This is a genomic window from Streptomyces sp. NPDC001070, assembly GCF_053598835.1.
On sequence record NZ_JBSFLB010000009.1, the window covers coordinates 196,624 to 209,330 of the forward strand.

General features: G+C 72.8%; 14 protein-coding genes. 4 read left to right on the forward strand and 10 right to left on the reverse strand.

The annotated features are described in order from the left end of the window. Positions 1-29: 29 nt before the first annotated feature. The 5 genes from ACWDAS_RS13935 to ACWDAS_RS13955 form a co-directional block, all read right to left on the reverse strand. Positions 30-422 (reverse strand): VOC family protein, encoded by a 393-nt coding sequence (locus tag ACWDAS_RS13935; protein ID WP_450389547.1) that lies wholly within the window; start codon positions 420-422, stop codon positions 30-32. Positions 423-578: 156 nt separating this feature from the next. Next, positions 579-1,064 carry a hypothetical protein gene (locus ACWDAS_RS13940; RefSeq protein WP_450389549.1) on the reverse strand — a complete coding sequence of 162 codons (486 nt, stop codon included), beginning with the start codon at positions 1,062-1,064 and terminating at the stop codon, positions 579-581. Continuing rightward, positions 1,048-1,551 (reverse strand): RNA polymerase sigma factor, encoded by a 504-nt coding sequence (locus ACWDAS_RS13945; protein WP_450389611.1) that lies wholly within the window; start codon positions 1,549-1,551, stop codon positions 1,048-1,050. Before ACWDAS_RS13945 ends, ACWDAS_RS13940 begins: the two co-directional genes overlap by 17 nt. 100 nt (positions 1,552-1,651) lie before the next feature. Further along, on the reverse strand, positions 1,652-2,287 hold the full coding sequence (locus tag ACWDAS_RS13950) for a class F sortase (RefSeq protein ID WP_450389551.1): 636 nt from the start codon (positions 2,285-2,287) through the stop codon (positions 1,652-1,654). Continuing rightward, positions 2,284-2,613 (reverse strand): sortase-dependent protein, encoded by a 330-nt coding sequence (locus ACWDAS_RS13955; RefSeq protein WP_450389553.1) that lies wholly within the window; start codon positions 2,611-2,613, stop codon positions 2,284-2,286. The genes ACWDAS_RS13950 and ACWDAS_RS13955 overlap by 4 nt, the downstream gene beginning before the upstream one ends. A 782-nt stretch (positions 2,614-3,395) precedes the next feature. Between ACWDAS_RS13955 and rsgA the strand changes: the two genes are divergently transcribed. Further along, positions 3,396-4,517, forward strand: coding sequence for a ribosome small subunit-dependent GTPase A (gene rsgA / locus ACWDAS_RS13960; protein WP_450389554.1), 1,122 nt, complete (start codon positions 3,396-3,398; stop codon positions 4,515-4,517). Between the two features lie 43 nt (positions 4,518-4,560). On the opposite strand, the gene ACWDAS_RS13965 is transcribed toward rsgA, so the two are convergent. The 5 genes from ACWDAS_RS13965 to ACWDAS_RS13985 all read right to left on the reverse strand — a co-directional run bounded on the left by ACWDAS_RS13965 (position 4,561) and on the right by ACWDAS_RS13985 (position 10,212). After that, entirely contained in the window at positions 4,561-4,689 is a 129-nt protein-coding gene (locus ACWDAS_RS13965; protein ID WP_450389556.1) for a hypothetical protein, read from the reverse strand. 212 nt (positions 4,690-4,901) lie between these two features. Beyond that, on the reverse strand, positions 4,902-6,308 hold the full coding sequence (locus ACWDAS_RS13970; protein WP_450389558.1) for a GH1 family beta-glucosidase: 1,407 nt from the start codon (positions 6,306-6,308) through the stop codon (positions 4,902-4,904). 601 nt (positions 6,309-6,909) lie between these two features. Beyond that, positions 6,910-7,824: a carbohydrate ABC transporter permease gene (locus tag ACWDAS_RS13975; RefSeq protein ID WP_450389560.1), complete on the reverse strand. Its 915-nt coding sequence runs from the start codon at positions 7,822-7,824 to the stop codon at positions 6,910-6,912. Continuing rightward, positions 7,821-8,780 (reverse strand): carbohydrate ABC transporter permease, encoded by a 960-nt coding sequence (locus ACWDAS_RS13980; RefSeq protein WP_450389562.1) that lies wholly within the window; start codon positions 8,778-8,780, stop codon positions 7,821-7,823. Before ACWDAS_RS13980 ends, ACWDAS_RS13975 begins: the two co-directional genes overlap by 4 nt. 127 nt (positions 8,781-8,907) lie before the next feature. Continuing rightward, positions 8,908-10,212, reverse strand: coding sequence for an ABC transporter substrate-binding protein (locus ACWDAS_RS13985; protein ID WP_450389563.1), 1,305 nt, complete (start codon positions 10,210-10,212; stop codon positions 8,908-8,910). 482 nt (positions 10,213-10,694) lie between these two features. Here ACWDAS_RS13985 and ACWDAS_RS13990 point away from each other — a divergent pair, with 482 nt between their 5' ends. The 3 genes from ACWDAS_RS13990 to ACWDAS_RS14000 all read left to right on the forward strand — a co-directional run bounded on the left by ACWDAS_RS13990 (position 10,695) and on the right by ACWDAS_RS14000 (position 12,705). Next, positions 10,695-11,726 (forward strand): MarR family transcriptional regulator, encoded by a 1,032-nt coding sequence (locus ACWDAS_RS13990; protein WP_450389565.1) that lies wholly within the window; start codon positions 10,695-10,697, stop codon positions 11,724-11,726. Between the two features lie 60 nt (positions 11,727-11,786). Beyond that, complete coding sequence (locus ACWDAS_RS13995) at positions 11,787-12,221, forward strand: roadblock/LC7 domain-containing protein (protein WP_450389567.1); 435 nt, start codon at positions 11,787-11,789, stop codon at positions 12,219-12,221. A gap of 94 nt (positions 12,222-12,315) precedes the next feature. Next, positions 12,316-12,705 (forward strand): hypothetical protein, encoded by a 390-nt coding sequence (locus ACWDAS_RS14000; RefSeq protein ID WP_450389613.1) that lies wholly within the window; start codon positions 12,316-12,318, stop codon positions 12,703-12,705. Positions 12,706-12,707 lie beyond the last annotated feature (2 nt).

Consider the following 12,707-nt stretch of genomic DNA (forward strand, 5'->3'; position numbering starts at 1 on the left):
GCGGCTCAGGACGTGGCACCCCGGGGTGCTCAGGAGAGCACCGCGCAGAGGTCGACCGGGTTGCCGTCCGGGTCGAGGACCGCGGCGTACCGCATGCCCCAGGGGGCGTCGAAGGGCTTCAGGTGCCCCGTGTATCCGGCCCCGGTCAGCTCGGCGAACGCCGCGTCCACCTCGGCCGGTCCGTCGCACGTGAAGGCCAGCGCCATCCGGTGGCCGCCCTGCGGCGGCGTCCAGGAGGAGTCGAAGGAGCGGATGGTCTCCACCGTGTCCCAGGCCAGCCGCAGCCCGCCGGGCAGCGCCGCCTCCACGTGCGGCTCCGTGTCCGCCCCGGCGGGGATCTCCAGCCCGAGCCTGCGGTAGAAGGCCAGGGAGGCGGCCATGTCGGCCACGACGATCTCGACGACGTCGATACGAAGAGTCATGCGGCCCACGGTAGGGGCGGTGTGGCCGGGCCGTCTTGAAGGAATCGGACGCGCTCCTCGACCGTCGCCGCGCATCGGCGGCGGAGCGACTCCGGCCGGTACACCGGGGGGCCGGCCGCCCTGCTCCGGAAAGGACCGGGGCAGGGCCGTGCGGGGTCAGCGGCGGGGGCGGGCAGTCGGCTCGCTGGTGACGCTGCGGATCGGGGTCGGCGGAACGGACCGCGACTGGCCGGCGCTGGAGGCCGTACGGCGGCGCGCTTCGGGACCGACTGCCGGGGCGCCGGTGCTGTGGCGCGGCCCCGGCGTCTCCGTAGGCTGCGGCGTCGGCGTCGGCGACGCGGTGGGCGGAGGCGGTGACGTCGGGTCGGCCGCCGGGGGGACGGTGACCGCGGGAGCGGGAGGGCTGATGGCCGGCCGCGATCCCGGGACCGGCAGCAGCTGCAGCGGCAGGGCGACGACCGCCGCCACCGCCAGGGACACCCCGGCCCCCGCGGCCGCCCGCAGCAAGCGGCGCCGTGCCGCCGCGCGGCGGACCTCCCGGAACCGGCCGGGCGGCGGCCCGAGGAGGACCGCTCCGGGCTGCAGCAGCGTGGCCAGGGCCGGGTCGCGTTCCTCGTCCCGGCCCTCAATGGGTGTGATCAAGGCTTCTCCTCAGTCCGGCTCGCAGCTGTTCCCTGGCCGCGTGGAGATCGGCCTTCACGGTTCCTTCCTTCCGTCCCGTCAGCGCCGCCACCTCCCGGACCGGCATGTCGGCGTAGTAGTAGAGCAGGATGGGCACCCGCAGCCGTTCGGGCAGCGACTGCACGAGCATCCGCACCGACGGGTCGGTCTGCCCGTCGCGTCCCTCGCCCTGCCCGTCGACGAGCACCTCCGCGGTGGCACGCCGCACGGCCCGGCGTTCCCGCTCCAGTTTCCGCCAGTGGTCGCGCACGATGTTGGCGGCCGTGACGTAGAGGAAGCCGCGCGGCTCGTCCACCTTCGTCCAGCGCGCCCACAGCCGGGTGAAGGCCTCCGAGGCGATCTCGTGGGCCGTCTCGTCGTCGTCGACCAGCCGCCGGCACCAGCCGGCGAGGCGGGGGTAGAGGGCGGCGAACAATTCCGACGCCGCTTCGTCCCGGGACCGTTTCAACACTCTCCACATTCCGTCGTTCATCATGCCCGAGGCGCCTCGCCGGGCGGCGGGGCCGGCGGGCAGTGCGCCCACCGGCCCCGCCACCCGCGCCCCGGCCCTAGGGGCGGCTCGCCGAGGCGAGGGAGGCGTACACCACGACGTTGTCGCGGTAGCCGCTCCCGTCGGCGGTGCGCGGGCCGCCGCAGGTGATCAGGCGTAGTTCCGGGCGGTCCACGTCGCCGTAGACCTCCTGCGTCGGGAAGTGCGCCTTGGCGACCGTCTGGACGCGGTCCACGGTGAACTCCGCCGACGCGCCGTCCCGGAGCCCGGCCACGACCCGGTCGCCCGGGCGCAGCCGCGCGAGATCGCGGAACACCCCGTCGCCGTACCGGCCGACGGTGACGTGCGCCAGGAGCACGGACGGCCCGGTCTGGCCGGGCGTGGGGGAGTGGCGGTACCAGCCGGCGGGCGAGTCCCGCGCCACCGGCGGGACCTCCACCGTGCCGTCCTGGGCCAGCCCCAGCTCCATGACCGGCGTGTCGACCCCGATGGCCGGGATCTCCAGCCGTACGGGGACCGAGCGGGCGAGCGGGCGCGGCGGCGGTGACCCGTGGGTCCGGGCCGCCGCGGGCGGCGCGGTGGCGACGGGCAGTGCGGCGGCGGTGCCCTCACCGGAGCCGCCCGCGCATCCGCCGGCCCAGGGCAGCACGGCCACGACCGCCAGGACCGCGGCCCACCTGGCGCCCGGGCTCATCCGGCGGTGGTGCGCCTGCGCCGCGTCACCACGACCGTGCCGCCGGCCAGGAGCAGCAGCCCGCCCGCGGCCGCCGCCACCACCATGCCGTCCGGTGCGCCGGCCGTGGCCGGCGACTGCACACCGGTGTCGGGCGCGCCCGCCGGGACCGCACCGACCTGACGCGAGGTCGGCACGGGGGACGGCGCCTCGCTCGTGCCGCGGACGGGCGCCGAGGTGGGGGCCGGCGAGGGCTGCGCGCTCGGCCCGTCGGCGAACGCGGGTGCGGCGCCCGCCAGCACCGCGGCGCACGCGACGGCCGCGGCGGTGAGAACACTCCTGCGCATGTATCGCTCTCTTTCGTCACCCCGCCGCGGCCCCCGGGCGGGGGCGGCGGGCGGGTTCTGGCAACTGATCGCGCGGAGAGACGAGGCAGCTCGGGACGGGGTTGTAAAGAGAAGGCAAAGTCCCGCTCGTGGGGCCTTCGGTGAACGGTGGGCGACGCGGCGGAGACCGGTTGGAGCCGCCGTCCCGCCGGGCGTCATGGTTGGGCAACACCGCGCTCGCGGCCGCAGCCCGGTGCTGGCGCAAGCCGCTGCGGCTGCGGGTCGGCCGGGCCGGCATCGGCATGCGCGAGGTCACCCGCGAGGAGTCGTTCTTCGCCTGGAACGAGATCGCCGCCGTCACGGTCGGGCGCCCGCCGACCACCACCGACTCCCGTCCGTGGCTGGTGGTGTGGCCGCTGCCGGGCACCCGTCCGCACGCGCATCCCAGCTACCTGGTCGACGGTCACAAGGCCTTCGCCCCTGGTGCGCCTCGACCGACTGCCGGGCGGCGCCGAGGCGGTCGTCCCGGTGATACGCGCGTACGCGGGGGAGCGCTACGCGGAGACGGCGTGAGCCGCCCGCGGAAAATGAGTTGCGGGGTCTCCCGGCACACCGGCTATGGTGACGCCGTCAGACCACGAGCAGACCGGGAGGTGTTGGACCGATGACTGTCGTCGCGCTGGGCGCTGCCCGCATTCAGAAGATCATCAACCCCACCTCAGCGGTCGCCGGCTGACCCCGCCCGTCACGACGTAACCGACGGCACAGCCGCGCGCGACCGCCCTCCCGAAGGGCTCCCCCCGTTGAACAACGGATCCGTCCCGCAGCCGTCCACCGCGCTCACCGCCTACGGCTGGGACTCCACATTCGACTCCGACTTCGCCGTCCAGGCGGAGCGGGGACTCACACCCGGCCGCATCGTCCGCGTCGACCGCGGGCTGTGCGACGTCGTCCTTCCCGACGGCTCCGGCGGTCTCAGGACCGTACGGGCCGACACCGAGGACGTCTTCACCCGCGACCCCATGGGGATCGCGTGCACCGGCGACTGGGCCGCCGTCGACGAGACCCCCGCCGCCGGTCCTGCCGTCCGCGCGCTGCTGCCGCGCCGCACCACCTTCGTGCGCTCCACCTCCTCCAAGCGGTCCGAGGGCCAGGTCCTGGCGGCCAACGTCGACCACGCGGTCATCGCGGTGTCGATCGCGGCCGAACTCGACCTCGGGCGGCTGGAGCGCTTCGTCTCCCTGGCGTGGACGAGCGGCGCGCAGCCGCTGGTCGTCCTCACCAAGGCCGACCTCGTCGACGACCCCTCCCACCTGCTCGACGACGCCCGGAACGCGGCGCCCGGTGTGGAGGTCCTGGTCGTCAGCGCCGCGACCGGCGCGGGCGTGGAGGGCCTGGCGAAGGTGCTCACCGGTACCACCTCCGTGCTGCTCGGGCAGTCGGGCGCGGGCAAGTCCACGCTGACCAACGCCCTGCTGGGCCGCGAGGTCCAGGAGGTGCAGGCGATCCGCGACAGCGACGGCAAGGGCCGGCACACCACGACCACGCGAGACCTGCTGCCGCTGCCCGGCGGCGGGGTGATCATCGACACCCCGGGGCTGCGCGGGGTCGGGCTGTGGGACGCCGACGCGGGTCTCACCCAGACGTTCTCCGACATCGACACGCTGGCCGGCGAGTGCCGCTTCCACGACTGCTCGCACACCTCAGAGCCCGGCTGCGCGGTACTCGCCGCCTTGGAGGACGGCATCCTGACCCACCGCCGGCTGGACAGCTACCGCAGGCTGCTCCGCGAGAACGCGTGGATCGCGTCCCGCACCGATGCCCGGCTCCGCGCCGAGATGCGCCGCGAGTGGAAGCAGCGCTCCGCCGCGGGGCGGGAGATGTACGAACGCAAGCGCGGCGGCGGCCACCGCAAGGTGTACTGACCGGATCCGGCCCGGCTCCCCCCTCGGGGAGCCGGGCCGGCGGTCATCCGGCGCCGTTGTGGCGCTCGTCGCGGCGCAAGGACAGCGGGACGCCCTCGTGCCAGAAGGTGTAGACGATGCTGCCGAGACCGAGCGCGACGATGACGACGCCGAGGACGATCGTGTAGACCATGGCTCCTCCAGCCCGTTGGGGGCGCGATTTACCGCACCTTCACGTTCGATTCCTGCCCGTGACCTTCCCGTGGCCGGACCCGCTCACACGTGGTGCGGACCAACTCAGCTGTCAACGGCCCGGGTTGTCGGTATCCGTCGGGGTGTGCAGGACCGCGGTGAATCGCGCCGCGCGGCAGCGGGGCTGTCGCGGCGCGTCCGCCGCTCCGCGGGTCAGGCCGGCGGCAGACCGCCCCGGGCGATCACCCCGGCGTACCAGCGGGCGCTGTCCTTCGGTGTGCGGCGCTGGCTCGCGAAGTCCACGTGCACCATGCCGAAGCGCTTGCCGTAGCCGTACGCCCACTCGAAGTTGTCCAGCAGCGACCACAGGAAGTAGCCCCGCACATCGACGCCGTCCGCGATCGCCCGGTGCGCCGCGCCCAGATGCGAGCGCAGATAGGCGATCCGCTCCGGGTCGTGGACCGCGCCCTCCGGGTCGGCGTAGTCGTCGTACGCGGCGCCGTTCTCGGTGATCAGCAGCGGGGTCTCGGGCAGTTCGTCCCGCAGCCGCGTCAGCAGCTCGTACAGGCCCTCGGCGTCCACCGGCCAGTCCATCGCGGTCCGCGGTCCCGGCGCCGGCACGAAGCGCACGTGCCGCTCTGCCCCCGGCCACGGCGAGGGCCCGTCATGACCGCCCGCCGCGACCACGGTCGGGGCGTAGTAGTTGAGGCCCAGCACGTCGACCGGACGGGAGATCACCGCGAGGTCACCGTCCTTGACGAAGGCCCAGTCCGTCAGCGCGGCCGTGTCCCGGAGCAGATCGTCCGCGTAGTACCCGTGGAACACCGGATCGAGCCAGATCCGGTTGGCCAGCGCGTCCACCCGGCGCGCGGCGTCCACGTCGGCGGCGCTCGCCGTGTGCGGGCGCACCGCCGCCAGATTGAGCGTCAGCGACACCTCCGCCCGTACCGGCAGCCGCTCGCGCAGCACGCCGACGGCCAGCCCGTGCCCCAGGTTCAGGTGATGCGCCGCACGCAGCGCCGCCTCCGGTTCCACCCGCCCCGGCGCGTGCACGCCCTCGGCGTACCCGAGGAACGCCGAGCACCACGGCTCGTTCAGCGTCGTCCACAACGGCACCCGGTCGCCCAGCGCGTCCGCCACGAGCCCGGTGTACTCCGCGAACCGCTCCGCGGTGTCCCGCTCGGGCCAGCCGCCGGCGTCCTCCAGTTCCTGGGGGAGGTCCCAGTGGTACAGCGTCAGGACCGGGCGGATGCCGTGGGCGAGCAGCTCGTCGACGAGGGCGCGGTAGAAGTCCAGCCCCTTCTGCACCGCCGGGCCCCGGCCCGTCGGCTGCACGCGCGGCCACGACACGGAGAAGCGGTAGTCCGTGAGGCCCAGCTCCGCCATCAGGGCGACGTCCTCGCGCATGCGGTGGTAGTGGTCGGCCGCGATGTCCCCGGTGTCCCCGTTCCGCACCTTGCCGGGCGTGCGACTGAACGTGTCCCAGATCGAGGGTGTGCGCCCGTCCTCCCCGGCGGCTCCCTCGATCTGATACGCGGCCGTCGCCGCGCCCCACCGGAACGCGGGCGGGAAGGTGAGGGTGTGCGGCGTCGCCTCGATGTGGGGGGCGGTGGTGGTCATGGATGCGTGCTCCTTCGCATACGTGTTCGGGGTCCCTTGCTGCCCGGTGTCGTTGTGTGCGGGTCGTCGTTCGTGGTTGCGGTGGGGGTGTCCGGCGCGGTCAGTGCGGGCCTGCGCACCGTGCGCCTGCCGGTGCCGCGCCGGGGTCCACCCCCAGTCCTCGGCCGGGGGTGCCCCCACCTCGGCGCTCGCGGCGCTGCCCTACGTCATGGGGTGCCGCGTGCACCGCTCGTCTCCTCCAGCTGCCGCTGGAAGGTGCCCCCATGGGCGGACCCCGCCACGCCCCCTCCTGTCGTGGGGGCGACTGACGGCCGGTGGGGGTGCAGTGAGGCACTTGCGGCGCCCCCGGACCGCCTTCGCACCCCCACCCACCGGCGGTCAGTCGCCGACGAGGGGGAGGGGCGGGGGAGTTGGGGGCACCCCCGGCCGGAGGCTGGGGGGTGGGCGTTCTCGACGCTGACGCATATGTGTGTGCGGCGTCCGGGACGGATCGAGGTGGTGCCCGCCATGCACGTGAATATGCGGTCCGGAATGGCCGGCCCCAAAGGCCCCGACCCCGGCCAGGGACGAACAGGGCGCCAGGGCCACTGACCGCGGCGACCTACCCCTTCACCGCCCCCTGCATGATCCCCCCGACGATCTGCCGCCCCAGCAGTCCGAAGACCGCCAGTACCGGCAGCGTCCCCAGCAGGGTGCCCGCCATGATCACGGACTGGTCGTGGACGTACCCCCCACCGAGCTGCCGCAAGGCAACCTGCACCGTCGGCTCCTGCGACGTGAGCGCGATGATCGGCCAGAAGAAGTCGTTCCACGAGGCCATGAACGTGAGCATCCCCAGTACCGCCATCCCGGGCCGGGCGATCGGCACGACGATGCTCCAGAAGATCCGCGCCGTCGACGCCCCGTCGACCCGTCCCGCCTCGATCAACTCGTCCGGCAGCGACTGCACGAGGTACTGCCGCATGAAGAAGACCCCGAACGCCGACACGAGCCCCGGCAGGATCACGGCCTGGAGCTGGTTCACCCAGTGCAGTTCCGCGATGAGCATGAACAGCGGGATCACCCCCAGCTGCGGCGGGATCATCATCGTGCCCACCGTCAGCGCGAGCAGCGCGTTGCGGCCCCGGAAGCGCAGCTTCGCGAAGGCGAACCCGGCGAGCGTGGAGCACAGGACGGTCCCGACCGTCACCGACCCCGACACGATCAGCGAGTTGAGCAGCGCCTTGCCGATGTCGGCCTGCTCCAGCACCTGCTGGAAGTTGTGCATCAGGTTGCCGCCGGGCAGCAGCGACGGCGGGGTCTTCGCCAGCTCCGCGTTGGACCGGGTCGCGGCGACGATAGTCCAGTAGAAGGGGAAGGCGGAGACCAGCGCCGCGAGGATCAGGATCGCGTAGGCGACGCGGCCACCGTGGTGCTGCCGGCCCGCACGGGACGACCGCGGTCGCGGCACGGTGCGCTGGGCACTCGTCTCCTGCCCGGACCTGCCGGACCCGGGCCGCGTGAGAAGCGTGCTCATCGACCTGCCCCCTTCCGCGTGCGCCGCCGTGCCAGCGCCGTGTTGCACAGCACCAGCAGCACGATGAGCAGGAACATCACCCAGGCGATGGCGGCGGCGCGTCCGAGGTGGAAGTAGCCCCAGCCCTGCTCGTACATGTAGAGGCCGAGGGTCTGGTACTGGTGGGAGATGCCGCCCGAGATGCTCCCCTCGAACAGCAGCGGCTCGCCGAAGAGCTGGGTGGCGCCGATCGTGGAGACCACGATCGTGAAGAGGATCGTGGGTCGCAGGCCGGGCAGCGTGACGTGGAGGAACTGCCGCCACCGCGAGGCGCCGTCGAGTTCGGCGGCCTCGTACAGGTCCCCGGGGATGGACTGCATCCCGGCGAGGTAGATCAGCGCGTTGTAGCCGGTCCAGCGCCAGGTGACGATCGTGGAGACGGCGATCTGCGAGGCGACGGTCCCGGACTGCCAGTCGACGGGGCCGACGCCCGCCAGCCCCAGCAGCCAGTTGATCAGCCCGAAGTCGCGGCCGAAGAGCTGGGCGAAGACCAGGGTCGCGGCGGCCACGGACGTGGCGTACGGCAGGAGCATCGTGACCCGGAAGAAGGTCCGGCCGCGCAGCTTGTAGTTGAGCAGGTGGGCGAGGCCGAGCGCCATGAGCAGCTGCGGCACCGTGGAGATGACCCCGATGGTGAAGGTGTTGCGCAGCGCGGTCCAGAAGAAGCCGTCGCCGGTGAGGGCGGTGTAGTTGTCCAGGCCCCGCCATTCCATGTCGCCGGGGGTCTGGAGCTCGACGCGGTAGAGGGATACGTACGCGGTGTAGAGCAGCGGGAACAGCCCGAACGCGGCGAACAGCGCGAAGAACGGCGCGACATAGGTGTACGGCGACAGCCGGGCGAGCAGTCGCCGCGGCGGGGGCGTCTGGGCGGCCGGGGGCCGGGCGGCGGGCACCGGCGCGGTGGCGGTCAGGGTCATGGGGCGGGACCTTCGGGTCGGTGGGGGCACCGGGGCGGTGCGGGGTCACCCCGGGTGCGTCGGGGGCGGTGCGGGGGCCGGGCGCGGAGGGCCGGGGGAGGGTCCTGCGCGCCCGGCGGGCTGCCCGTCAGCCGACGGCGTTCTCGACGCCCTTCCTGGCGTGGCTCCACGCCGTCGCGGAGTCCGTGCCCTTGCGCTCGACCTCGCCGAGCGCGTTGGTGATCTGCTGGTTCACGTCACCGTCGTGCACGCCGAGCACCTGGACCGGCGACGTCTCGGCCGCGGCGCCGAAGATCTGGCCGATGGGCGCGTTGCTGAAGTACGGGTCCGTGACGCCCTTGACGGACTCGATCGCCCCGACGTTGGAGGGGAAGCTGCCCTGCTTCTTGAAGAGCTCGGCCTGCTGCTCCGCGGCCGTCAGCCACTTGATGAGGGCGAAGGCCTCCTTGGTGTGCGGGGAGCCCTTGGGGACGGCCAGGTAGGAGCCGCCCCAGTTGCCCGCGGCGCCGCCTGGGAGCGGGGCGACGTCCCACTTGCCCTTGCCGGTGTCCCCGGCCTGGCCCTTGATGTAGCCCAGCATCCAGGCGGGGCAGCCGATGGTGGCGAAGGAACCGCTGCTGAAGGCCTGGTTCCAGGCGGGAGTCCACTGGGCGAGCTTGGCGCTCAGACCGTCCTGGGCCGCCTTCACGGAGATGTCCCAGGCCGACTTGACCGCAGCGTTGTCGTTGTAGATCAGCTTGCCGGAGGCGTCGTAGTAACGTTCCTTCTCCTGGCCGACGATGACGGAGTAGAGGCTGCCGACGCTGTCCACCCAGGCGCTCTTGGCCCCGGCCTTCGCCTTGTACTGCTTGCCGAGGTCGAGGTAGCTGTCCCATGTGGACCACTTCTGCGCCAGCTCGGTCCGGTCGGTGGGCAGGCCGGCCTTCTTGAACAGGTCGGTGCGGAAACAGATCGCCTCGGGGCCGACGTCGGTGCCGAGCCCCAGGGTGCGGCCGTCGGGGGTCGTGGCGGCGGCCCACTTGGCGGCGGAGAAGTCGTCCTTGAGCTCCTTGGCGCCGAGGGCGTTCAGGTCCTCGAACTTGTCGGCCTGCTGCTGGGTGACCGAGGCGATGCGGCCGACCTCGATGCCCTGGACGTCGGCGAGGCCGCCGCCGCCCGCGAGCCGCGTCTGCAGGGCCTTCCAGTAGTCGGCCTCGTTCTCGGTGCTGCTCTCCTTGATGGTGACACCCGGGTGGAGCTTCTCGTACTCCTTGTACAGGCCGGCTTCCTTGTAACCGAAGGTGCCGAACAGGTCGACGGTGAGCGTGACCTGGCCGTCCTTGTCCGCGGATGTGCCGGACGAGCCGGATCCGCATGCGGCGAGGAGCGCCCCGGCGAGCGCGACCGCCCCGAGTCGGAGGGTGGCGCGTCTGGCGGCTCGGGCGATGGGCATGGAAGCCTCCCATGGCTTCGGGACGGGTGAGAGGGCCCTCGGTTGCGATTCTTGAGAGCGCTCTCAAGCGATGCCCAGGAGATTGCCGCCGCACCCGGTGGTTCGTCAAGAGTCGAACTCGTAACGGCCGGTGGGGCGGTCCCGCGCCCCGCTGGCTCCACGTCTTGACGGCGCCGCGCGCCGGGGGCGTGACGCTTCGCGACCCTCTCCGGATGCCTTCGTCCGGAGGCACGGAAAACGGTCGTGGAAGCGCACGAAATTGACATCTGCAGGGCTCGAGTATTCGTCCCCGGCCATGTCGTGTGATGGCCGGAGAGGCGCGTCGGAGGGCTGCTAGAAATTACCCGCCGGCGTGAATGTTCGTGCGTATGTACGGCTTTTCCGCGCCGTTCGTCCGTATGCCCGCGAGCCGTAGGCCCGTATGCCCGAATACCCGAATACCCGCAGCAAGGGGAGCGATGACCTCGGCACCATCCGGTTCCGTGCCCGCCCGGAATGCCGCTCACGGTCTGCTCGGCCGAGCGCTGTCCAGGTGCCGCGACGAACGGGCGACCGGTGTGCTGCGGGTGCAGGGCAGCCCCGGCGGGGCCTTCCATCTGCTCGATGGCGCGGTCGTGGCCGTGGAGAGCCCGGGGGCGCCCGGGGTGGGCACCCTGCTGGTGCGGTCCGGGCGCATCGACGCCGACGAGTGGATCGCGGCCCACGAGGCGGCCGGCAGCGGACTGTGGCCGGGGGCGGCGATCGCCGGCGGCGGCCGGCTCGGCACGGCCGAGTTCCAGGTGCTGCACATGATGGCCGTTCAGGACGCGGTCTTCGCCGTACTCGCCGGGCGGATGGACAACTGCGCCTTCGACCTCGCCCCTTCGGACGGGTCGCGAGGCCCCCTCCCGCCCGGCGTCGGCCCCGGCGTGGGACCGGAGGAACTGCTGGTGGAAGCCGGTCGCCGGCTCGGCGCGCTGGCCGCGCTGACGTATCCGGTCTCGCCGGACCGGGACCGGGTCGTCGCCGTGGGACCGCCCGCGTGGGCGGACGAGCCGCTGGCTCCCGTCCGCCGGGAGATCCTCGGCTGCGCGAACGGGCGGCGCAGCCCCAGGGACATCGCGTTCCTCATCGGACGCGGGGTCTACACGATCACCGTGGAGGTCTCCCGGATGTGCGCCGAGGGTCTCGTCGAGACCGTTCCGGCCGCGGCGGCGTACCCCGCACCGCCCCCTGCGGCGGCTCCCGCCCCCGGCCCGTTCGGCCGCCCCCCGGTGGAGCCGACGGGGCCCGCCGCGGCGCGTCCGCCCGCCGGTTCCGCGTTCGACGCCCCGGACCCGTGCCCGCCCCCGCCCCCAGGCGGGCCGGAGTGGGACCCCGGGGACGTGCCCGTCGCGGCTCCGGCCGACGAGGGTCTGCCCCGCCGTGAACCGGGCGCCAGCGGTATTCACGAAGCACTCGACGCGACCCGCCCGCAATCGGGCTGGAAAGGATTTCTCCGGCCGCGAGGACGGAGCCGCCCCGATTCCCCGTGACCGAAATAGCCGGGGACCAACGGAACATCGACCGAGTGGAATTCAAGGAGGTGCACGTGCATGAATCATGACGCCCTGGTCGCCGAGATGCGCGCATTGCGGGACCAGGTGGTCGGCGTCACCGACACGGTCGTGGCGGCCGTCGACGGCCTGCTGATCGCCGCCGACACCGAGGACGCCATCGACCCCAACGGGCTCGCAGCGCTGGCCGCCGCCAGCCTCGGGCTGGCCCGGCGGATCGCCGCGGCGGCCCTGCGGGGCCCGCTCCGCCGGACCGTGACGTGCAGCAGCGGCGGCTACACCGCCGTCTACGCGGTGGGCGAGACCGGGCTCCTCATCGTCGTGGGTGACGAGGGCATGAACGTCCCTCAGCTCCATGTGGAGGCCAGGGCCGCCATCGAGCGCATCGGCGCGATCCTGCTCGAACCCGATCCAGGACCGGCCGTCGAGCCCCTGCCGCAATCCGCACCCGATCCCGAGGGAGTCCTCGGATGACGACCGAAGAACCGGAAGAGCCGGAAGAGACCGAAGAAGGAGTGCTGTGAGCACCACCGGAAAACGCCCGCACGGCAACCTGTCCGACCAGGTCATGGTCCTGGTGAAGAGCCTGCGCCAGGAGGTGCCGGACTGCCTTGCCGCGGGGATCGTCGACATGTCGACCGGCATGCTGCTCTCCGTCGACACCGTCGACAGCCATCCCCCGGAGGTCCTGGACCTGCTCGCCGCGGCGACCCTCGACCTGTTCCAGGGCCGTACGGTGGTGATGATCGAGGACGTCTTCAAAGAGCGCCGCGGGGTCACCACCGACCAGCACTACTTCCAGGAGATCCTCGTCAACAGCGAGAACCTGACCCACCTGTTCCTGCGCAACAACACCAAAGAGGACATCGTCGCCGTCGTCGTCTGCCGTCGCTCGGTCAATGTGGGCATGCTCTTCGCCCAGACCCGCCGTGTGGTCAAGGAGCACGGCGTGTTCTGAGT